Source organism: bacterium (genome assembly GCA_035945995.1).
Lineage (GTDB): Bacteria > Sysuimicrobiota > Sysuimicrobiia > Sysuimicrobiales > Segetimicrobiaceae > DASSJF01.
The window spans coordinates 1-19626 of the sequence record DASYZR010000115.1 but is presented as its reverse complement, the minus strand read 5'-3'; the positions used below and the strand labels follow the sequence as shown (position 1 = coordinate 19626).

Annotated in this window: 26 protein-coding genes and 1 tRNA gene; 8 read left to right on the top strand and 19 right to left on the bottom strand. The window is 66.9% G+C overall.

The window, feature by feature from the left end:
* Positions 1-38: 38 nt before the first annotated feature.
* From VGZ23_13100 to VGZ23_13075, 6 genes are all read right to left on the bottom strand, one after another.
* Positions 39-866: an ABC transporter permease subunit gene (locus VGZ23_13100; protein HEV2358526.1), complete on the bottom strand. Its 828-nt coding sequence runs from the start codon at positions 864-866 to the stop codon at positions 39-41.
* A complete protein-coding gene (locus tag VGZ23_13095; protein HEV2358525.1) occupies positions 863-1708 on the bottom strand; it encodes an ABC transporter permease subunit in 846 nt (281 codons plus the stop codon). Before VGZ23_13095 ends, VGZ23_13100 begins: the two co-directional genes overlap by 4 nt.
* Before the next feature lie 13 nt (positions 1709-1721).
* Entirely contained in the window at positions 1722-2870 is a 1149-nt protein-coding gene (locus VGZ23_13090; GenBank protein HEV2358524.1) for an extracellular solute-binding protein, read from the bottom strand.
* 109 nt (positions 2871-2979) lie between these two features.
* The gene (locus tag VGZ23_13085; GenBank protein ID HEV2358523.1) at positions 2980-3834 is read right to left on the bottom strand and encodes a sugar phosphate isomerase/epimerase family protein; all 855 of its coding nucleotides are present in this window, start codon (positions 3832-3834) and stop codon (positions 2980-2982) included.
* A 62-nt stretch (positions 3835-3896) separates the two neighbouring features.
* Positions 3897-4715 (bottom strand): carbon-nitrogen hydrolase family protein, encoded by an 819-nt coding sequence (locus VGZ23_13080; protein ID HEV2358522.1) that lies wholly within the window; start codon positions 4713-4715, stop codon positions 3897-3899.
* A 92-nt stretch (positions 4716-4807) separates the two neighbouring features.
* On the bottom strand, positions 4808-5782 hold the full coding sequence (locus VGZ23_13075; GenBank protein HEV2358521.1) for a succinylglutamate desuccinylase/aspartoacylase family protein: 975 nt from the start codon (positions 5780-5782) through the stop codon (positions 4808-4810).
* Between the two features lie 285 nt (positions 5783-6067).
* Between VGZ23_13075 and VGZ23_13070 the strand changes: the two genes are divergently transcribed.
* Both VGZ23_13070 and VGZ23_13065 read left to right on the top strand, forming a co-directional pair.
* Positions 6068-6829, top strand: coding sequence for a M23 family metallopeptidase (locus tag VGZ23_13070; protein HEV2358520.1), 762 nt, complete (start codon positions 6068-6070; stop codon positions 6827-6829).
* Positions 6830-6860: 31 nt separating this feature from the next.
* On the top strand, positions 6861-7259 hold the full coding sequence (locus tag VGZ23_13065) for a hypothetical protein (protein ID HEV2358519.1): 399 nt from the start codon (positions 6861-6863) through the stop codon (positions 7257-7259).
* Between the two features lie 22 nt (positions 7260-7281).
* Here the strand turns inward: VGZ23_13065 and VGZ23_13060 are convergent, their stop codons facing one another.
* The gene (locus tag VGZ23_13060; protein HEV2358518.1) at positions 7282-7752 is read right to left on the bottom strand and encodes a hypothetical protein; all 471 of its coding nucleotides are present in this window, start codon (positions 7750-7752) and stop codon (positions 7282-7284) included.
* A 295-nt stretch (positions 7753-8047) separates the two neighbouring features.
* Here VGZ23_13060 and VGZ23_13055 point away from each other — a divergent pair, with 295 nt between their 5' ends.
* From VGZ23_13055 to VGZ23_13045, 3 genes are read left to right on the top strand one after another with little or no spacing between them, the layout of a single operon-like run.
* Positions 8048-8617, top strand: coding sequence for a GNAT family N-acetyltransferase (locus VGZ23_13055; GenBank protein HEV2358517.1), 570 nt, complete (start codon positions 8048-8050; stop codon positions 8615-8617).
* 22 nt (positions 8618-8639) lie between these two features.
* Positions 8640-9299: a class I SAM-dependent methyltransferase gene (locus VGZ23_13050; protein ID HEV2358516.1), complete on the top strand. Its 660-nt coding sequence runs from the start codon at positions 8640-8642 to the stop codon at positions 9297-9299.
* Between the two features lie 50 nt (positions 9300-9349).
* Positions 9350-9793, top strand: a complete 444-nt coding sequence (locus VGZ23_13045; GenBank protein ID HEV2358515.1) for a GNAT family N-acetyltransferase — start codon at positions 9350-9352, stop codon at positions 9791-9793.
* 87 nt (positions 9794-9880) lie between these two features.
* Here the strand turns inward: VGZ23_13045 and VGZ23_13040 are convergent, their stop codons facing one another.
* Positions 9881-10330 carry a cupredoxin domain-containing protein gene (locus tag VGZ23_13040; protein ID HEV2358514.1) on the bottom strand — a complete coding sequence of 150 codons (450 nt, stop codon included), beginning with the start codon at positions 10328-10330 and terminating at the stop codon, positions 9881-9883.
* A gap of 535 nt (positions 10331-10865) precedes the next feature.
* Here VGZ23_13040 and VGZ23_13035 point away from each other — a divergent pair.
* Positions 10866-11033, top strand: a complete 168-nt coding sequence (locus VGZ23_13035) for a hypothetical protein (GenBank protein HEV2358513.1) — start codon at positions 10866-10868, stop codon at positions 11031-11033.
* Positions 11034-12008: 975 nt separating this feature from the next.
* Here VGZ23_13035 and VGZ23_13030 read toward each other — a convergent pair.
* A complete protein-coding gene (locus VGZ23_13030; protein HEV2358512.1) occupies positions 12009-12224 on the bottom strand; it encodes a hypothetical protein in 216 nt (71 codons plus the stop codon).
* Positions 12225-12721: 497 nt separating this feature from the next.
* Between VGZ23_13030 and VGZ23_13025 the strand changes: the two genes are divergently transcribed.
* Positions 12722-13048: a JAB domain-containing protein gene (locus VGZ23_13025; GenBank protein ID HEV2358511.1), complete on the top strand. Its 327-nt coding sequence runs from the start codon at positions 12722-12724 to the stop codon at positions 13046-13048.
* Between the two features lie 437 nt (positions 13049-13485).
* On the opposite strand, the gene VGZ23_13020 is transcribed toward VGZ23_13025, so the two are convergent.
* From VGZ23_13020 to VGZ23_13010, 3 genes are all read right to left on the bottom strand, one after another.
* Positions 13486-13562, bottom strand: a tRNA-Met gene (locus VGZ23_13020).
* Between the two features lie 84 nt (positions 13563-13646).
* Positions 13647-13778: a hypothetical protein gene (locus VGZ23_13015; GenBank protein ID HEV2358510.1), complete on the bottom strand. Its 132-nt coding sequence runs from the start codon at positions 13776-13778 to the stop codon at positions 13647-13649.
* A 125-nt stretch (positions 13779-13903) separates the two neighbouring features.
* Positions 13904-14512 (bottom strand): helix-turn-helix domain-containing protein, encoded by a 609-nt coding sequence (locus VGZ23_13010; GenBank protein HEV2358509.1) that lies wholly within the window; start codon positions 14510-14512, stop codon positions 13904-13906.
* A gap of 215 nt (positions 14513-14727) precedes the next feature.
* Here VGZ23_13010 and VGZ23_13005 point away from each other — a divergent pair, with 215 nt between their 5' ends.
* Entirely contained in the window at positions 14728-15036 is a 309-nt protein-coding gene (locus VGZ23_13005) for a hypothetical protein (protein ID HEV2358508.1), read from the top strand.
* Between the two features lie 368 nt (positions 15037-15404).
* Here the strand turns inward: VGZ23_13005 and VGZ23_13000 are convergent, their stop codons facing one another.
* The 7 genes from VGZ23_13000 to VGZ23_12970 all read right to left on the bottom strand — a co-directional run.
* The gene (locus VGZ23_13000; GenBank protein ID HEV2358507.1) at positions 15405-16334 is read right to left on the bottom strand and encodes a hypothetical protein; all 930 of its coding nucleotides are present in this window, start codon (positions 16332-16334) and stop codon (positions 15405-15407) included.
* Positions 16335-16391: 57 nt separating this feature from the next.
* Positions 16392-16616 (bottom strand): mycothiol system anti-sigma-R factor, encoded by a 225-nt coding sequence (gene rsrA, locus VGZ23_12995; GenBank protein HEV2358506.1) that lies wholly within the window; start codon positions 16614-16616, stop codon positions 16392-16394.
* Positions 16613-17197, bottom strand: coding sequence for a sigma-70 family RNA polymerase sigma factor (locus VGZ23_12990; GenBank protein ID HEV2358505.1), 585 nt, complete (start codon positions 17195-17197; stop codon positions 16613-16615). The genes rsrA and VGZ23_12990 overlap by 4 nt, the downstream gene beginning before the upstream one ends.
* On the bottom strand, positions 17194-17625 hold the full coding sequence (locus tag VGZ23_12985) for an Rrf2 family transcriptional regulator (GenBank protein HEV2358504.1): 432 nt from the start codon (positions 17623-17625) through the stop codon (positions 17194-17196). Before VGZ23_12985 ends, VGZ23_12990 begins: the two co-directional genes overlap by 4 nt.
* A complete protein-coding gene (locus tag VGZ23_12980; protein ID HEV2358503.1) occupies positions 17622-18077 on the bottom strand; it encodes a M67 family metallopeptidase in 456 nt (151 codons plus the stop codon). The genes VGZ23_12985 and VGZ23_12980 overlap by 4 nt, the downstream gene beginning before the upstream one ends.
* 120 nt (positions 18078-18197) lie before the next feature.
* Entirely contained in the window at positions 18198-19160 is a 963-nt protein-coding gene (locus VGZ23_12975; GenBank protein HEV2358502.1) for a pyridoxal-phosphate dependent enzyme, read from the bottom strand.
* A 3-nt stretch (positions 19161-19163) separates the two neighbouring features.
* The coding region (locus VGZ23_12970; protein ID HEV2358501.1) for a hypothetical protein at positions 19164-19626 on the bottom strand (463 nt) is incomplete at its 5' end.

Genomic DNA, 19626 nt, shown 5'->3' with positions numbered 1-19626 from the left:
CGCTCCGCGGCGTCCGGAGCGGCACGCGGGGGCGGCGCTCACAGGCTGTATCCCGCGGCGAGATACCCCGCCCGGAGATACCGTTGCGCGAGCAGCAGCAGCACCAGCGACGGCAGCGACAACAGGATCGAAAACACGGCCCCGACCGGCTGGGGATAACTGAGGACCAGGTTGTACATCAGCACCGGCATCGTGACGTGGTTCGGCGTTCCCACGATCAGCGTCCCCTGCGCTTCGTCGAACGCGGCGATGAACGCGAACAGCGCGGCGACGATGATGCCGGGCAGCGCGATCGGCAGGGTGATCTGGAAGAACGTGCGCAGCGGCCCCGCCCCGGCGTCGCGGGCGGCCTCTTCAAGGTTGCGGTCGATGCCGCGGAACGTGCCCGTCGGGATCCAAATCATGAACAAGAGCGTGTTCACGAGCTGGATCATCACGACGCCGAGGAACGTGTCCATGAGATCGAGCCGGTACAGCAGCGTCGCGATGCTGACGTAGAGGCCGATCTTCGGAAAGGCGTTGGCGCTCAGGAACGACAGCAGCAGCACCCGTTTGGCGGGAAAGTCGATCCGGGCGAACGCGTAGGCCGCGGGAATGCAGATCACCGCCGACAGGAGCGTCGCGGTTGGCGCGCTGAGCAGGCTCATCCGGATCGCCTTCCCGACGTCGGCGTTGCCGAGCACGAACGCCCACCAGCGCAGCGACACCTCCGGCCAGAGATTCGGAAACAGCCACGTGCCGGCGAACGCCCACACGAGCAGGGTGAGCAGCGGGCCGAGGATGAACGACGCGAGCGCGAGCAGCGCGGCCGCCCCGACCGCCCGCCGCAGGGCGCCCGCCGCCCACGGCCACAGCACGGGGTTCACGCGGTCCCCCGCTCCCGCCGGCTGACGCTCCGCACGTAGACCGCGCCGACGCAGGAGGCGATCAGGAACGCGAGCACCGCCATCGTCACCGCCTCCGTGCGCCGCAGGTACTGGGTGAGGTAGTTCGTCATCGTCACGCCGAGCATCGCCGGGGCGTTCCCGCCCACCAGGTACGGGATCGTGAACGAGCCGAAGACGCCGATGAACAGCAGGGTGAGCGCAATCATGGTCGGCACGGCGTTGAGCGGCAGGATGATCGACAGGAACGTGCGCAGCGGGCCGGCGCCCGCGTCGCGCGCTCCGTCGATCAGCGCGTCGTCGATGGCCTGCAGGCCGGCGCCGAGGATCAGAACGGCGAACGGAATGTTCACCCAGACCTGGGTGAGCATGATCCCGGTGCCGTTGTAGACCAGCTGCGGAAACGACTGGACGCCGAGCCGGTAGAGCAGCGTCGAGACCAGGCCGTGGCTCACGAGAAACGTGATCATCGCGAACGACGCGATCACCACCGGCACGAACAGCGGGATGATGAACAGGACGCCCAGCACCCGCGAGAGGCGGCCGCGGGAGAAGCGGAGGTAGAGCGCGAGAGGGTAACTCAGCGCGAACACGACCGCGACCGAGACGAGCGTCACTGCGATCGTGAAGCCGATGTCGGCCCGCACCGTCCGCGCCGCCAGCACGCGGGCGTAGCTCCGAAGCGTCGGCCCGCCGCCGCCGGGCGGGGTGAGCGTCTCGATCACCGCCGTGACCGCGGGCAGCACCACGAGAAAAACGAGCAGAAGCAGCGGCGGGAGCACCAGGGCGAGCCCCAATGCTCCCTGCCGCGACGCCCGTGTCACGCCCGGGGGCCGTCTATTGTCCGGCCGCCACCCGATCATGCCAGAGCAGTTTCAGATCCGCGAGGTACTTCGCGTTCGGAAACGGCGCGTACGGCTTCGCGACGTCGGCGAACTGGGCGCGGACCGACGCCGGCATGTACTTCCAGTCGACGCCCGGATAGCCGGACACCTGGCTGATCACGAGCGTCTGCGCCTCGGGGGTGAGGAGCCAGTTGAGCAGCGTCAGGGCGCCTTCGAGGTGCTGGGAGAGCGCCGGCAGCGTCACCGTCGAGTCGCCGCCGAAGAGCGGCGGCGAGATTTGCTCGAGCTTCACCGTCTTGGGCAACAGGCCGCGCTTGAGGAAGTCGAGGCCCATGTCGGACCACACCGGGGCGATCCAGATGTTCTGCTGGCCGAGGAGCTGCAGAACGGCGACGTTGCCGTTCGGATGGAACCCCTTGTTGTACATCGCGGGCTGCAGATCCCGCAGCAATTTCCATGCCGGGTCCCACGCGCCCTCTTCCTTGGGATCGTACGCGTTGCCCGCGTACTTGTCCGGGCTGGCGTACCGGTAGATCGCCGCGGCGACGAATGCCTGACCCGAGCCGCCGGTGTTGGGATCGCAGTACGTGAACTTGCCGGGGTTGGCCTTGATCCAGGCGACCAGCTCGTCGAACGTCTTCGGCGGCGTCTTCACGAACTGGCCGTTGTAGGCGACCACGACCGACGAACCGCGGTAGGGGATGCTGTAGCCGCCCGTGGCGGCGATCTTCTGCGCGGGCACCTTGGCGAGGTTCGTCAGCACTTTATCGTTCAGCTTGACCCAGAGGTTGTCGGCGATGCCCTCCTGGACGAACGACGGCTCGGTTTCCCACAGATCCACGTCCGTCGTGCGGCCGGCGCGCTTGGCGGCGACAATCTTATCGAGCACGCCCTGCGAGCCGTTGCCGTGCAGGAGCGCCACCATGTTCGTGCGATACTGCGGATAGCGCTTGCTGAATGCCGGGAGCAGCGACTTGCTCCACAGATCGAAGATATTGGTGTCGCCGTCGATGTAGACGTTGAGCGTCACCGGTCCGGCCGCCGCTGCGCCTTGGGGCGCGGCCGCCGGAATCAGGACGACGACGAGCGCGACGGCGAGTGCCGCCGGCACGAGCCCGCGGATGCTGCTGAGCCGTTTCACGAACATCCACCCCCCTAAGTGATATGCCGCCTGGCATTGCGGAGCTCTCGTGCCCCTGATTCGGGATGACCGGCCGCCACCCTTTTCTTAACGCGCCGTCCCTCGTTTCTTAACGCGCCGCGCCGGCCAGCACGCCCATCAGGGCTCGGGCGCGGGTGTAGTCGGCTTCGGCGCTGGCCGGGAACAAGTGGTGTCGGTACTCGTGGATCACGGTGCCGCGATACCCGCGGAGCACCCCAAACACACGGTCGAGGGGAATGACGCCCCACCCCACCGGCAGGTGCAGGTCGCCCTTCCCGAGCGGGAACGTGTCGGCCGGGGTCTGCGTCCGGTACAGGGGAAAGTTCTCCAGGCGCAGCGGATCGTAGCGGCCGAAATTGTCGTTCATGTGCAGGTGACCGATGACGGGCGCCGCGCTGCGAACCGCGTCGAGCAGGTCAAACCCGAACAGGGACGCGGCGAGCATCGCGTGGCCGACGTCGAGCGTCATCATCACGTTCGGGCGCGCGATCTCGCGGACCCGCTCGACGACCGGCGCGACCCGCTCCACCTCGATGTTCTCGATGCCGAGCCGCACGTCGCCGGCCTCGTCGGAGAGACGCTGAATGGCCTCGGTGAACGCCGCTTCATCTTCCGAATTGTCGCTCCGGCGCTCGAAGTGGATGACGAGCACGCGCGCCCCCACCTCGCGGCTGAATTGAAGCGTCGCGCAGGCCAGATCCAGTTGCGCCTCGCGGTTGCGGCGGTCGCGCAGGTCCAGGCTGCTCGGGCTGTGCACAGAATAGCCGAAGGGATGGCGTCCGAACGCCCGCAGGGCCTCGCGCAGCCGTTCCGGATGGAGCCGGCCGCCGAAGACCATCCCGGTCCCGTCCATGCTGATCTCGACCGCTTCGTAGCCGAGCCGGCGCGCCAGCAGCAGTTCCTCGTCGCGCCGGTCGCCGGCCCGGATCGCTAGACCGAGCACCGCCCCGATCGTGCCGGCGATTTTCGCCCTCCCCGCCGCGTCCGGATGCGGTGAAGCGGTGCCTACCGGCGGACGCCGGCGGGAGGCGGGACGTACAGGTTCTCCCGCCGATGCCGCAGGACCGGCAGCTTCTCGCGGACTGCCGCGATACGCGCGAGATCGACGTCGCCGGTCACCAGGCCGGCGTCTTCCCCGCCCGCGGCCACCGTGACGCCCATGGGATCGACCAGCAGACTCCCGGCCGTAAAGACGTTCCCGGCCTGATTCGCCGCCGCGACGTACATCGTGTTCTCGATCGCCCGCGCCCGAAGCAGCGTCGACCAGTGATGCTCCTTCAGCGGGCCGGCCACCCACGCGGCCGGGAGGAGCAGCACGTCGGCGCCGGCAACGGCCACACGGCGGCTCAGTTCCGGGAAGCGCAGTTCGTAACAGACGAGCAGCCCAAGGGTCCCGAGCGGCGTGCGCACCACCTCCGGAGATTCGGTCCCCGGCACGATGCGGTCCGACTCCCGATACCCGAAGGCGTCGTAGAGGTGCGTCTTGCGATAGGCGAGGAGCAGGCGCCCGTCGGGACCGATCAGCACGGTCGTGTTGAACGCACGCTCGCGCTCGCCGGATGCCGTCTCCCACAGGCCGCAGCCGACGTAGAGGTGCTGGGAGCGGGCCTCCGCGGCCAATCCCGACACGAACGGGCCGTCCACGGGCTCCGCGATCTCGGCCGCTGTGGTGGGATCCTTTGGATGCAGGTAGGCCATGAAGACCTCGGGCAGCAGCGCGAGGGCGGCGCCGCGGCGCTTCGCCTCGCGGATGGCCCCGGCCGCGGCCTCGAGGTTGTCGGACTTCCGCGGGGACGAAACGAGCTGGCACAACGCGATCCGCATGCGCGTCCTCCGGTTGAACGAAACGAGTTTCGCCGTTCAGGACTTCGTCGTCGTGCAGGACGTCTCCCGTCCGGGCCCGCGCCCGCCGCGCCTCACTCGTCGTCCGGGACGGGCCGGGCGACGGCGCCGATCATCTCTCCCGCCTCGATCACCCTGAGGTGCCGCGTCACCCAAATCGTTCCGGCGTGGGGGGCCCTCGCCTCGCCGGTCACCTCCCCCAGGGGCGACCGCACCGACGCAATCGGCATGCCGTCCGGCACGGCGTCGCCCACCGTACGCAGGACCTCCGCGCATCCGCCCGACGGCGCCGGCACCTCGGTCGTCTGCCAGAAGGGTCCCGCCGCCTCCGGCGCCGGCCGGTCGCGCAGCATCCCGAGCCAGCGCAGCAGGTTGAGAACGCCCTGGTAGTCGGCCTCGACGTCCTCGTCGAGGCATCCACCGGCGCCCGTCATCTCGTTCCCGAGCGTCGTGATGCCGCGCCGTGCGGTCTCGGTGTTGAAGGTGCCCGGATGGTCCCGCGCGCGGCAGAGGTTGACGAGGCCGAAGGCACGCGCGGCCGCGCGTGCGCGAGCGGTATCGCCCAGCCCCTGCCGGTAGGCGACGGCCGGCAGGAACCGGTACCGCACTCCGCCGCTGTGGAGGTCGAGAAACAGCGACGGGCGGAGTCGCATGACGAACGACAGCAGCGCCGCGGCAAGGCGCTGCGTCGAAGACCCCGCGGGATCCCCGGGGAACGTGCGGGCGAGGTTGACGCCGTCGAGCTGCGGAGGCGTGGTGCGCGATCCCGCGGCAAATGCCCACGGGTTGCAGATGGGGAGGCCGACGAGCACGCCGGACAGGGAGGACGGCGGCAGCGAGTCGTAGATCTCCCAGAGCGCCCGGGGCCCTTCGTACTCGTCCCCGTGAACGCCGGCCGCCGCGACGAACACCGGTCCGGGGCGGTCGCCGGCGATCACGAGCAACGGGAGGTCGACCGGGGGATTCGCGTCCACGGTGACCATCACACGACGGCGCCCGGGCCGGCGGCTCACCTCGAATTCGTCGAGCCTGAGACGCGTGTGCGTCATGAACAGAGGCTTCTCGGCCGAACCCGCGCATTCCCCAGACCCGCTCTCCGAAGCCGCAGTCGATTCCTTCCACGGGAAGTGTTGAGGAACCCATCGTGAAAATTCCGGCGGAATTCTTCCGCAATACTCCGACGCAGACGGCGGTTCGACTGCACGATAGTGCCACCTTGTCGTCAGCGGGTCATGATCCACCCCGGAAATGTGCATTATACGATTAGGTTTGCGGACCTCATGCGTGGGGCAGCGGATAAGTCAACTTACGTTCGACGACTCCAGGGAGGTCCGATGCCCTGTGCGGCTCTATTCGCGCCCGCGGGCATGCTGCTGGTCGTCATTCTGGGCGTTCTTCCACTGATGCTGCCATTGACCAGCGCGGGGAGCGCCGTTCACCCGCCCACGTCGGACGATCCCGCCCTCGTCCATCCGGAAACGAACCGGGCCCTTCACCTGCGTCAGGCCGATCTTTCGCTCGCCGCCCGTTCGGATCCGGCGGCGCAGGTGTCCCCCGCCGCCCCGGCGGTCGTGCCGGGGGAAACGTTCTCACACAGTTCCCCGGTGGCGGTCCTGGTTTCTCGCCGCGGACCTTCGCCGGTCGGCGAACCACGAGTCAGAGCGCCATTCCAGGCGCCGCGTGCAGCCGGGACCCGGGACGCGGGAAAACGGCTGCGACTGGCCTGGCCCTCACGCGGGGCTGTGACATCGCCCTTCGGCTGGCGGACACATCCAATCTTCGGGACACGGGAATTTCACACCGGGCTGGACATCGCCGGCCAATTGGGCGCACCCGTCGTCGCGGCATATCCGGGGATCGTGCGGTTCGTCGGATGGAAGAGCGGGTACGGCCAGCTCGTCATCGTCGATCACGGCGGCGGGCTCGAGACGGCGTACTCCCATCTCTCAGCCTGGACGGTACAATCGGGGATACGTGTGGCACAGGGTCAGGAGATCGGCCGCATCGGGAGCACGGGATGGAGCACCGGGCCTCACCTGCTCTTTGAGGTGTTCGAGAACGGCGTCCCTCAAGATCCGACCGGCTATTTGAACTGAAACGGCAGCCCCAGTGAGGGGAGGAGAATCGATGGCCGTGGAGCCGCAAATCGACGACGCTCTGATGTCGAAGCCGCGCCTTCTTGCTCCGGAGCATACGTCGGTTGGGGAAGTCACCATCGTGCCGGTCTCCCGGGTGATCGAAATGTACAGCGTGAGCGAACAGGAGCTGGACCAGATCAGCCGGGCGGCGGGCTCGGTCGCGGTACACCTGGTCTTCTTCGGGATCGCGTTCGGCGCGGCGCTGGCATTTCTGATCTCGTTATTGACCCAGGAGCTCAGCAACAAGACGGTGGCGCTCGTCTGGGCGCTGTTTGCCCTTACGCTTGCGGCCGTCTACTTCGGCATCCAGGCGACCCGCAGCTACCACGACGCCGGCCGGGGTGTGCGGACCATCAAGAAAGAAAGCGTGCGATCCTCATCGAGCTGACGCTCGCCGTCCCGCGGAGCTGTTAGCTATAGCTAGACTGTCCGGTTGCCGCGCGATCGCGGGCGCGAATGTCCCACCCGCACGGCGGCGGCGTGATCGTGATCGGCGCCCCGTAATCGTAGGGATCCGCCGTGGCGGGTTTCGCCGGGTCGACGGCACGGCGTGGCAGGCCCGTCTGTGCGCCGACGTACAGTTCGCCGTTGGTCTTCGCGTCGGCGTAGGCGTGGACCGGCGCGCCGTCGATCACGGTGTCCGGTTTGCGGACGACCTCGGTGGTCGTGTCCTTCTGCATCTTGTCGGTATCGAAGTATGTGGTGGTCCCACGGCTCTTCGCGCACCGCCACCCGCTCGACGCGCCGGGGAAGTCGTAGCGCGTGCGGATCTCCGTGCCGATTTGGAATATCTCCAACGACCCCTGGGCCGACTTGCCGGAGAAGTGCCGCTGGTCTGGCTGGACGAACTCCGCCACGCCCATCCCCCCGGCGCGGTCCATCGAATCCGGAGGCTTGGCAGGGCGTTGAGTTTGCGAAACGCGGCGATGATCTCGGCCTTCGCCGCGGGGTCCCCGACGGCCAAGGCCCACGGACCGAAGGCGGCCGGGGCGATGCCGCCGGCCACGGTTGCGCACACGACGAGCCACGTCGGCTTTGCAAGTCGCATTCTGCCTCCTTCGAGTCCCGGAGATTGTGTTTCCGACGCGCTGGCTTCGGGGCAACACGGCGCGCCTCGTACACATCTGACGCCGGTCGCACGGCCGGTACCCTTTCGCCTAATATGGAGGGGGAACATTGGTCGCCGAGGTGCATCTCATGCGCGAACTGGAAACGAACCGGCTGGTGATACGGCCGCTCACAACAGACGACCTCGACGCGTTCGCGACCCTCATACATGTATCATTTGGCGGGCCAAGCGACCCCGAGGCGTATCGCGAGCGGGTCACATACTACGCGCTGGGGGAAGCTGTCTTAGCCCAATTACATCAGCCGCCGTATGGCGATCGGGCCGTTGTCATGAGGGAGACCGGAAGGCTCATCGGCTCGGTCGGATTCGTTCCCTGCCTCGCGCCGTTTGGCCAGCTACCGTTCTTTGGCGGCGCTGAGAATTCGAAGTTCTCACCGGAAGTGGGCCTATTCTACGCCGTCTTGCCCGAGCACCGCGGTCGCGGGTTCGCGTCAGAGGCGGCCGCCGCGTTGACGCGCTTTGCGTTTGAGCATCTCAACGTGCGGCGCATCGTAGCGACCACCGAATACGACAACGTGGCGTCCAAGGCAGTGATGCGGCGGATCGGCATGACCGTGCAACACAACCCGCGGCCGACGCCTCAATGGTTTCAGGTCGTCGGAATACTGGAGGCCTGATGCGGTCTCGGGGAGGGCAACCGTGAAGGACGATCCGGCCATGGAGCGAGACTTGCTTCGGGAGCAAATAGCATTCTACCGTGCGCGCGCACCTGAGTATGGGCGATCAGGCGCCTATCAAGAACAATTCGAAACGGTGAAGCGCGTCCTGCGCACGATGGGTCCATTCGAGCACATCCTAGAGCTTGCATGCGGAACCGGAATTTGGACGAAAGAGCTGGTCAACATCGGACAGGAAATCATCGCCATTGATGCCTCTCCCGAAATGCTCGAACTCAACCGCTCCAGCGTCGCCGACGCCAGAGTGCAGTATCGGCAGGCAGACCTGTTCGAGTGGCAGCCCGAGAGTGAGTACGATTTGGTGTTCATGGCATTTTGGCTCTCTCACGTGCCGCCCGATCTTGTGGATACCTTTCTGGACAAGGTGCGGACCGCCGTTCGCCCCGGTGGCAAAGTGTTCATCGTGGACCAGTGCGAGGATTTCCGAGACAGGCCGATCCCAGAAAGACTAGGAATTCGTGAAACTCGAAGGACTTCTGACGGGCGTACCTTTGGCATTGTGAAAGTCTATTACCATCCGGCCTTACTCGCAAACAGATTAACCCGCTTTGGTTTTGATACGCGCGGACAGAGGGTGCACGACTCCTTTTTCTTCGTCTCGGGAACACGGGAGCCAATCTGACTGCCAGAATGAGGTGATGACTCGCGCGGACGATGTCTGGGGGGCCGACTGTGGAGCAAACCCAGTTCGACATCGATACGCATCCCGATGGCCTGGAGGTCGACCTTCTCAGGGATCGCATCGACACCTTCAACGTAGACGAGACGAAGATCTACGACTTCAAGGAACTCGCGATTTTTCTGCGCGATTCATCCGGGCAGATGATCGCCGGCATCTACGCTTACACCTGGGGAGGATGTCTGGATATCAAGTTGCTGTGGGTAAGCGAAGACATCCGCGGACGAGGGCTCGGATCGAAGTTGATGCAGGCTGCCGAGCGGGAGGCATTTGCCAGAGGCTGTCACGTTGCGATGCTCGGCACACACAGCTTCCAGGCGCCGGACTTCTACAAGCAACTTGGTTATGAGGAAATCGGTGTGCTCGATGGATACCCGATGCAGCACAAGAAGTATTTCCTGAAGAAGGCCCTTTCACGAAAGCAGCGACGCGGTTAGTCTCATCATGTTCAATCTTTCCGCCTTGAAGGGCAGGAGGGACTCGAGCCGGAGCCTCCCCACATCTTGACTTACTTGGTCGCCAGGTTACGGTTTGTACCCCGCAGGCCAGACGATAAATGTCCCGACCTGGCCGAGCGACGCGTGATTGTACTGCTCGCACAAGAAGTTGAATTGTCCGGGTGTCTGTGGCACGAACGTCACTTCAGCGGTCTTGCCGTTGTCGATCAGAACGTATTTCCAGCCGTCGCTTTTCGCCACACCTTGCTGCGCGTCGCCGGTCACGGTGTAGTTCAGGCTCTGAAAGAACGGGGACGCAATGCTGTGCGCTCGACCTGGATGGGCTTTGTCGTCGTTGGTGACCTGCAGCGTGATTCGATCTCCAACGTTCATCGTGACAATGCTGGGATCGAATCTGTACGACACCATCGATACCTTGATGATTCGCGTCGACGTGGTCTGCGCGGATGTCATCAGGCTCGCGCCGAGCAGCAGCGCCACCGCCAGAAACGTCGCCACGGTCAGCCGGATTTTCACGTGCATCCCTCCCCGCCTGCAGTCGCTTGCCTGATGATAGCAGTACCGCGGGCGACCTCCAAGTAACAGCGCCGTTACAGATGTGTGACATGATCCTCGCAATGGTAGGAGCTGAAGACTCGTCTGCTGACGATCCGTTACGGGCGTCCCAATCATCGGAGGGGTGGCTTCAGTTCGAATGAGAGTCTCCGGCCAACATAGCGGGTGCCGGCCCTGTTCAGAGTCCAGATCTTCCAGTGGCGGTCGGACAATCGAAACGGCGCGGAAGACAGGCTGAACCCGAGGCCGCACGGGGGACATTGCGCTGCAGCCGGCCCAACGGGTGTCCTTCTGCGCGCGCATTCACGCTCTGCGCGTTACCTTGGATTGTCCATCTGGGCCGCGGGCGGTCCCCGAAATATCGAGCCGCCGGGCCTGCGGGTCGCCGATGAGACCGCGCTGGTCGGCATCTCGGCCAGCCGGCAGAGGACCGGCAGCGTCCTCCGCTGAACGTCGGCAGTAATCGCGGCCCATTCTTGCGACCGTGGAGGTCGCCATGGCCGATGCACGGGCTTCGCGGCCGAACAACCTCCCGATGTCGCTGACCAGTTTCCTCGGGCGGGCGCGGGAAATCACCGAGGCCAAGCGTCTCCTCGCCCGCACCCGATTGCTCACCCTCACCGCAGCGGGGGATGCGGCAAGACCCGGCTCGCCCTGGGAGTAGCGGGTCGACTGCTGCCGGATTATGCCGACGGGGTGTGGGTTGCCGACTTGGCGGGCCTCTCCGACCCCGGCCTCGTCCCTCACACGGTCGTCGCCGCGTTGGGTGTGGCTGAACAGCCGGGGCGCTCACTCCCCGACTTACTGATTGACGCGCTACGTTCCAAATCGCTCCTGCTTCTGCTCGATAACTGCGAGCACGTACTGGACGCCTGCGGAAGACTGGCCGATGCCCTGTTTACGCCGGGGCCCGAACCTCCGAATCCGCGCGACCAGCCGCGAGCGGCTGGAAATCGCCGGCGAGTTGGCCTACCGCGTACCGTCGCTGTCGCTGCCCCGAGTCGACGCAGGGCTCGCGCCGGCAGGAGCGCGGCAATCTGAGGCGGTGTCGTTGTTCGTCGCCCGGGTGGACGATCGATTCGGACTGCTCACCATGGGGAACCGCGCGGCCCTGCCCCGACAACAGACGTCGCGCGCGGCGATGCCGCGGAAGGCTCGGGCGACCTCGCTCAGGCCGCGGAGTGGCTGGAGCGGCGCCGTGGCCCTGCATCGGGCGGGGGAGCACGTGGAAGCTTGCCCGGACGTTGAACTGTCTTGCCAATACGGCTCGCGCCGGCGGGGAGTATCCAAAAGCGGCGGCTCTCTATGAGGAGGCGTTACCGCTCCTGCGCGCCTGCGGAGAACAAGATTAAACTGGACAGACGCTCCATAACTTGGGATACGCGGTGCTTCGGCAAGGTGACCACCGGCGGTCCCGGGCGCTCTTTCGCCAGACCCTGACCGCGGCCGAGGAGCGCGGAAACAGGCGGACGGTCCTCAAGTGTCTTACGGGCTTGGCCGCCGCATCCGCGGAGCCCAAGCCGGGGTGGGCGTGACCACTACGCCCGGGTCACGGAGTGCCAGCGGTGGCGCGCGAACATGAGCCGCTGGGTGCAGGTCGCCGCGCACGGCTCAGGTGAACTCAGCCCCCTGGAAACGACTATGCAGCGTCATAGCGATCAAATCCAGAGGGATCCTTCACGATCCTCGCAGGCTTCTCGCCGAGCACCTTCTGCAGCAGGCCCAGAGCGTTCCGCTTCGATTCGTCGGCACTCTCGTCCATGGATTTGCCGGCCTCTTCGAAGGTCTTGTTGGTGATCGACTTCCCTGTTGGTTCGGCTCCAGCGTGCCCTACGCCCATAGGATTGTCCGGCATATTGCATCCGCAGTTGTAACACATAGCTCACTCCACCCCCTACCGGCCTCCGGTCAAGCCCGAGTTGCACCAGCGCCCGTCCTCGGTAAGTCACGCGACGCGGCACGATAGTTCTGCAGAGTCGCTAGGGGAGTCCTCTTGCAATCTCAATGTCGTTCGTCATTGAGGGGCCGGCGTAGGTTTCGCAATTCGGTCAAAATGACTGTAGGCAGAAAGCGTCTCTTTAGCTCAACAAGTCCTTGGCTCGCACCAGCGGCCATTTGGCCCCACCTCACACTGTCTCATCATGAGAACAGAATAACAGGTTCAAAGGTCGCACTTCAGCATCCATCGCGCGCCTCTGCTCCGATAAGCCTGCGCCCTTGCCGCCGTTCCGTCAACGGTCTTCGATCGCCAACGCGACGTCCTCCGGCCGCTGTTGACCGCCCGCGGCATCGGGCAACCCCTCAGCTAACGGCGGCGGTTGAGATCAGAATTCGCAAGGGGGGTCCGCGCGGATGTATCGCTTGCCCGTCTGTCGCGTGGCGTCAGTTCGCGAGGGAACCCTTAATGCGGAGACACGTCCGATCCGCAATCCCGGCGACGCCGCAACTATCGCGCGGGCGATCATCGGCGACGCGGACCGCGAGCACGTCGCGGCGCTGCTGCTCGATGTCAAACATCGCGTGATCGCCGTTCATCTTGTCGCGGTCGCTGCGCTCGACCATGCGCACGTCCATCCGCGCGACGTGTTCAAGTGCGCAATCCTCGCAAAACGCCGCGGCGCTCGTCCTCGCGCATGTGCACCCGTCGGGCGACCCGGAACCCTCCCGCGCCGACGTTGAGATCACCAGACGACTCGCGCAGGCCGGGGATCTCATCGGCCATTCGGCTGCTCGACCATGTCGTTCTCGGCGACCGGGGCCACGTCAGCCTGGCCGAGCGCGGTGCAGTCCTGCGCGATGCGAGATAGCGATGGTTATCCTCGCGTTGCTGGAGATCCCCGAGCCGCATGCCGCCGACGCGACCATTGAGACCGTTTGCGGCGGGTTCCCGTTCGCCAGCGTTTGCGGCGTGCCACGCAGCGAATCATCGCGACGCGCAGAGCCGCGGTGACGGTGCGGTTCGCCGTGTTGGCCCGGCCTCCTGCGATTTTGTGCGGACCCCTCTGGCGGGTATTCCAGGGTACTCCCGTGTAGCCGGGTAACACACCCCCATAAACGCCGGGACGCCCGGACCGCTTGATAAACAAGCGTTCCGGGCGTCCCGGGCTTTCGTTATTTGGTAGCGGGGGCAGGATTTGAACCTGCGACCTTCGGGTTATGAGCCCGACGAGCTACCGGACTGCTCCACCCCGCGCCGCTACCTCTGAACATTGGCGCCGCGCCAGCCGCGGCACAACCAAATTATACCATCTCGACCGCGGCTGTCAAAGCGAACCCGCTATCGCTTGGCCACCGCCGCCTTCACGAATTCGTCCGTGTAGGTCTTGCTGAGATCGATCTCCTTCGGATCGAGCTCCTTGTTGAAGGAGGCGAGCGCCTTGAGCACGGTAGGCGGGCCGTCGGGCGCCATCGCGCCGGTCGGGTTTGCTCGCGCCGACCGCCTCGTCGTCCTCAGCCATCGTGTGAGCGCTCCGATTCGCGCCGCGCGAGGGACCTCCTACCGGCGGGACGCCGTAGTTGCAGAAACCCACACGATTACCTCTCGCTCCCCACCGCACACCGCGCCAGACGCGTGATCGTCGCGATGATGGTTTCGCGGCTGTGTCCCGCCCTCGCCAGCGCGTCGTATGTCTCAAAGCTGATCACCGCGAACAGCACGTCTGCAGCGAGGTTCTGCCCCGGCTCTTTCTTTCGGGCCGCCGCCGCGCGTCGGACAATTTCGCGAACCGCGCGCCGGCGGCGCTCGTCGCGGGCCCGCATGCCCTTGGCGATCTCCGGGTCGAGCGCCGCCATGGCGCGCAGCCGTCGGATCACGCCCGGATCCGACGACCAGAACCCCACCAACTTGTGGATCAGCTTTCCGAGGGCAACCAACGAATCACGCTCGTGGACCACCTCCTCGATGCGCTGCATGTTGCCTCTGATCCTGAGGTAGTCGAACAAAGCTTCCAGCAGGCCGGGACGCGAGCCGAAGTGATAGTAGATCGTGAGGCGGGAGACGTCGGCGCGGCGGGCGATCGCGTCCATGCCGAGCTCGGTGTCCAAGTCTTGCGCAAGAACCCGGCGGGCGGCCTCGAGGATGCGATCGCGCGTCGCGGCAACGGCCGCCCCGCGTTTCTCCATGCTGTAGGCGCGAGGAGACATGCCCCGGTTCCCCCTCTTGACAATTAATCATACAGCATGATTGAAATAATAGCATAGAACCCGGTCGCGACGAAAGGACAACCAGCGATGGCCCGAGTCCGATCTCTGGAAGGGCGCAAGGCGGGCATCCTGACCGGCGTCATTCAAGGCTGGATGCGGTTGACGCTCGGCCGCCCGCTGAATGCGATCAAGGTGTGTGCGCGAGCCCCCGCACGGTGCTGGCCTCAGCGTTGTCCAACATGATTTTCGCCTCGGGACGGCGGGCCGGCACCTTGTCCGAGCGGGAGCGCGTCGCGTTGGAATACGCGGACCGCGTGAGCGCCACGCCGATCGACGTTCCGGACGAATTCTTCGCCGACCTCCGGCGGCTGTTCTCGGAACGGGAGATCGTCGAGCTGACGGCGCATATCGCGCACGAAAACTACAACGCCAAGGCGGCCAGGCCCCTGCGCGTTGACGCCAACAACTTCTGTGCGATTCCGGTTCACACTCAGGAACGTCGCTTTCTCACAAATTCTCGCTAGCATGGGGCTGCTCCACGATCCGTATGTGCTCCTGGCGGCGTCGGCGGCCGGGATGATTCTGGGGCTCGCCGGTGCGGCACTGGCGCTGTGGTGCGTCTCCGGCTTCGCATTTGTCGGCAGAGGGACTCCCGCACCCTTCGCTCCGCCTCGCCGGCTGGTGACACGAGGTCCTTACCGCTTCGTGCGCAATCCCATGTACATTGGCGTTGGGCTGACCCTGGTCGGTGCGGCGGTCTTCTACGAGTCGCCGACGCTTCTCGGCTATGCCGCTCTCTTTGTCCTCGCCGCTCATCTGTTCGTGGTCTGGTACGAGGAGCCCACGTTGAGGCGAACGTTCGGGCACGAGTATCTGGCCTATTGCGCCCACGTCAGGCGCTGGCGGCCCCGCCGGCCACCAGCGCCCACAGAAGATCGGTCTCGCTCGCGGTGATGGCGCGGCACGCCAGCGCCCCGAGCACGTGGCGAACCACCAAGGTGCCCGCGATGATCACGTCGGCGCGCTCCGGTTGCAGACCCGGCAGCCGCCGGCGGGCGTCCAGGGGCAGGCGGCACATCGTCGCGAGCAGGCCCTCGACGGCCTCCGCCGTCACCTCAAACCCGTGGACGCGATCGGGATCGTAGGGTGACAGGCGCTGGACCATGGCCGCCAGGGTGGTGACCGTCCCTCCCACGCCCACGAGACGCCGCGTCTGGGGACGCAGGGGAATGAGCACCGGGTCGAGGGATGCGGCGAGCGTGCCTTCGAGCGCGGCGATTTCGCCGCGATCCGGCGGATCGTGCGCGAGGGCGCGGCGCGTCATGACGACGCTTCCGACGGGGAGACTGCGGCTGCCCTGGATCCCGCGCCGCGCCGTCCCCCACGTGAGCTCGACGCTGCCCCCCCCGACGTCGAGGACCAGCGCCGGTGCGGCCGGGTCGAGATCACGAAGGCCCGCGATCACCCCATCGAAGCCGAGGGCCGCCTCCTCCTCGCCGCTCAGCACCCGCACCGGCACCGGTAGTCGGGCGAGCAGCATCTCGGGATTGCGTGCGGCGCGGAGGGCGTAGGTGCCCGCGACGAGCGGCCGCGGCACCCCGAGCGCTGCCGCGCGGGCCACGTACGCCTCGACCACGGCGGCGGTGCGGGCAGCCGCCTCCGGCGTGAGCAGGCTTCCGGCGTGCAGCGCGTCACCGAGGCGGGTGATCGTAAGCGCCCGCTCGACCGGATGCACCTCGGGATGAGGCCCGGCCTCGGCCACGTCGGCCACCAGCAGGCGGACGGAATTCGTCCCGATGTCGATCGCGCCGCGCCGCGTCATACGGAGGGAAACCGCCGCGCGCGGTGGGGACGGACGGCACGGCGAAGCAACGCCGACTCAGTACAAGTTCAGGAGTTTCGTCAGACGATCACGCAGGCGCGCCGGGGCCTGCTCGCCGCCGCACGCGCGCCGGACCATCTCCTTGAGCCGGCGCTCGAACTCGGCGTGGGAGAAGCACTCGCGGCACTGCGTGAGGTGCTGGCGCAGGTCGTCCGACGCCACGAGGTCCAGCTCCCCGTCGAGGTACTGCCACATCTGGTCCAGGCACTCCTGGCAGTTCACGGGGCCGCCTCGCGGACCAGCCGCCTGTCGCGGGCGTACTCCCACAGGCGGCGGCGCAGGGCGTGCCGGCCTCGGTACAGGCGCGACATGACCGTCCCCACCGGGATGCCGAGCACCTCGGCCGCTTCCCGGTACGCGAATCCGTGCACGTCGACCAGGAGGACCGCGGCGAGAAACGGCAGCGGCAGCGCCTCCAGGCCCTTCCGCACCTGGGCATCCACGATCCGATCGAGGACCTCGCGCTCGGGATTACCGGACTCGCCGAGGGCCATCCCGTCGCGGGTCTTGCCGTACAGGTAGAGCGCGCCGACGTCGTCGGCGGGCACGACTTCCGGCTCCCGCGACTGCTTGCGGTGGGTGTCGAAGTGCGTGTTCATTAAGATTCGGTAGAGCCATGCCCGGGCGTTGGTGCCGGGCTCGAAGGTGTGAAACGACCGCCACGCCTTGAGCATCGTTTCCTGGACCAGGTCTTCCGCGGAGGCGGTGTTGCGGGTGAGCCGGCGTGCGGTGGCGTACAGGCCGTCCAGGTGCGCGCCGATCAGGCGCTCATAGGCGCTGCGGTCGGCCGCGGCAATGGTCACGCCTTGCTGAGGGGTACCAGCGCGGGACGGCCGATGATGTCCGCGAGGGTGGTCCGGTTGAGCACGTCCTCCGTCGCCGCCTTGACGGCCTGCCAGACCGGCCGGAGACCGCACCCTGGCGCGTAGATGCAGTGGGCGTCCTCTTCCTCGACGCACAGCCACGGCGCGACGGTGCCCTCCAGGACCAGGAACGCCTCGCCTACGGTCACGCCTTCCGGCGGGCGCGCCAGCACGTGTCCGCCGCTCGGCCCGCGCTTGCTCTGCACGAGGCCGGCCCGTCGCAGCGTGGTGAGGAGCTGATTGAGGTAGGGTTCCGGGAGCCCCTGCCGGCGCGCGATCTCATGGCTCTGCACCGGCCCCTCCCCGTAGTGCTGGGCGAGGTCGATCAGCGCTCGAATGCCGTACTCCGCCCTGGCACTGACTTTCACGTCACAAGCACTTCCTCTTCGAGCTCCGTCTTGACGGCGTGCCCGCCCTCATCGACCACGGGCTTCCCGTCACCGTCGGTCTTCTCGAGGATCCGCCACGCCCGCACCTGCGGATCCGCCGGGTCCCGCAGCGATACGATCACGTACCGGGCGTCCGGATACATGGCCAGCACCTTGTCGGTCTTGCTCGGCTTGGGCTCCGTCTGCGGATGCGAGTGGTAGATGGCGACGAGTCCCCACCCCCGTTCATCCATGAGGCGGAACGCCCGGAGCTGATCATGTGGATCCAGCTCATACCGCGTCCGCGGCGTCCCGTCCACGTTTCGACCCGGGAATACCTCCTCGACGGTATCGCCCCGGCCGAGCAACATGCCGCAGCACTCGTTCGGCGCTTCGGCGCGCGCCTGTGCCACGATTTGTTCGCGTTGCGCCCAGGTCAGGCGTACCGCCACCGGTTCGGATTCCTTTCCGCCACGATTGTAGCCCAACTGTCCGAAAACGGAAAGCCCCCGGACCCCCGCGCCCCTCTCCCGGGCACTCGCCGGTGCGGAGCGAATCCCTGGGGGCGGACGTCACGCAAGGTCCCGCCACAGCGGGGTGCTGAAGTAGCGGTCCCCGGCGTCCGGGGCGACGACGACGATCACCCCCTCGCGAAGCCGGGCGGCCAGATGCAGCGCCGCTTCCACAGCGGCGCCGGCCGACTCGCCGACCAGCATTCCTTCTTCTCGCGCCAGACGCCGCGCCATCGCGTAACCCGCCTCGGTGCCCATCGGGACCGTCTCATCCTGCACCGACGGATCGTAAATCCCGGGGATGATCGAGGACGCGATGTGCTTCAATCCTTCCAGTCCGTGCAGCGGGCCGTCCGGCTCCACGGCCACGACTCGGATTCGCGGGTTGGCCTCGTGGAGCCGGCGCCCCGTCCCGACGACCGTGCCGGTCGTGCCGAGTCCCGCCACGAAGTGCGTGATGCGGCCGGCCGTCTGCTCGAGGATCTCGACGGCCGTGGTATCGTAGTGCGCCCGCCAATTGGACGGGTTGTTGTACTGGTCCGGCTTGAAATACCGTTCCGGCGCCTCGGCGTAGATCTGGCGCGCCAGCAGAATCGCCCCGTCGCTGCCCTCCAGCGGATCGGAGAAAACGATCCGCGCGCCGTACGCGGCGATGATGTGCTTGCGCTCCGCGCTCGCGCTGGCCGGCATCACGAGTTGCACCGGGTAGCCCTTCACCGCGCCGATCATCGCGTAGGCGATGCCTGCGTTTCCGGACGTCGAGTCGAGGATCGTGACGCCCGGCCGGAGGCGCCCCTCCCGCTCCGCGTCCGCGAGCATCCGGAGGACCGGCCGGTCCTTGACGGAGCCGCCCGGGTTGAACCATTCCGCTTTGACGTACACCTCCACCGCGCGGGGCAGGTGCCGGGCGAGGCGCCGCAGCCGGAACAGCGGGGTGTGGCCGATCCGATCCAGCAGGGACGTCCCCGATGCCGGGGGCAGGCCGGCGTAGGCGGTGCCGGGCTGCACGGTGGCGTCGTTCATCGGCTACTCGTCGAACAGAAATGTGGGCTCGGCGTAGTGGCGCACCCCGTGCGCCTGCCAGCGCTGCCGCAGTTGCGCGTCCAGCGCCGCTTGCTTGATGGGGAGCGCGCCGGCATCGGCCAGCCAGGCGAGGGGCGTGTTGAGACGCAGCGCCCGCCCGGGAATCACGTGCCGCGTGATGCCGGCCGGCAGGCAGCCCCCGCCGAGCGCCAGGGCTACGATCTCGGATTTTACGAACCGCCGAAACAGGATCAGCGCGCCCGCGCCGTACGTCGCCGCGAGTTCGTCGAGCCGCCCGTCTTCGGTCCGGTGCACCGGCCGGCCGTGATAGAGCGCGACCACCCGGCGCAGCGCGTCCGCGGCGGCCGCCCCGCGGCCGGGATCGCGGAGCACCGCGGCACCCTGCGCGTCGACGATCGCCGCGATCCCGTCCCCGGCGGCGATGTGCGATTCGGCCGCGGCCTCG

What these genes read in the sequence shown, in the direction of transcription:
- VGZ23_13010 (HEV2358509.1), bottom strand. Translation starts at nt 14,512, where the DNA reads ATGTCTCCTCGCGCCTACAGCATGGAGAAACGCGGGGCGGCCGTTGCC.
- VGZ23_12975 (HEV2358502.1), bottom strand. Translation starts at nt 19,160, where the DNA reads ATGAACGACGCCACCGTGCAGCCCGGCACCGCCTACGCCGGCCTGCCC.
- VGZ23_13075 (HEV2358521.1), bottom strand. Translation starts at nt 5,782, where the DNA reads ATGACGCACACGCGTCTCAGGCTCGACGAATTCGAGGTGAGCCGCCGG.
- VGZ23_13030 (HEV2358512.1), bottom strand. Translation starts at nt 12,224, where the DNA reads ATGCCGGACAATCCTATGGGCGTAGGGCACGCTGGAGCCGAACCAACA.
- VGZ23_13000 (HEV2358507.1), bottom strand. Translation starts at nt 16,334, where the DNA reads ATGACGCGGCGCGGCGCGATCGACATCGGGACGAATTCCGTCCGCCTG.
- VGZ23_13015 (HEV2358510.1), bottom strand. Translation starts at nt 13,778, where the DNA reads ATGGCGCCCGACGGCCCGCCTACCGTGCTCAAGGCGCTCGCCTCCTTC.
- VGZ23_13080 (HEV2358522.1), bottom strand. Translation starts at nt 4,715, where the DNA reads ATGCGGATCGCGTTGTGCCAGCTCGTTTCGTCCCCGCGGAAGTCCGAC.
- VGZ23_13070 (HEV2358520.1), top strand. Translation starts at nt 6,068, where the DNA reads ATGCCCTGTGCGGCTCTATTCGCGCCCGCGGGCATGCTGCTGGTCGTC.
- VGZ23_13060 (HEV2358518.1), bottom strand. Translation starts at nt 7,752, where the DNA reads ATGGACCGCGCCGGGGGGATGGGCGTGGCGGAGTTCGTCCAGCCAGAC.
- VGZ23_13025 (HEV2358511.1), top strand. Translation starts at nt 12,722, where the DNA reads ATGTATCGCTTGCCCGTCTGTCGCGTGGCGTCAGTTCGCGAGGGAACC.
- VGZ23_13065 (HEV2358519.1), top strand. Translation starts at nt 6,861, where the DNA reads ATGGCCGTGGAGCCGCAAATCGACGACGCTCTGATGTCGAAGCCGCGC.
- VGZ23_13035 (HEV2358513.1), top strand. Translation starts at nt 10,866, where the DNA reads ATGGCCGATGCACGGGCTTCGCGGCCGAACAACCTCCCGATGTCGCTG.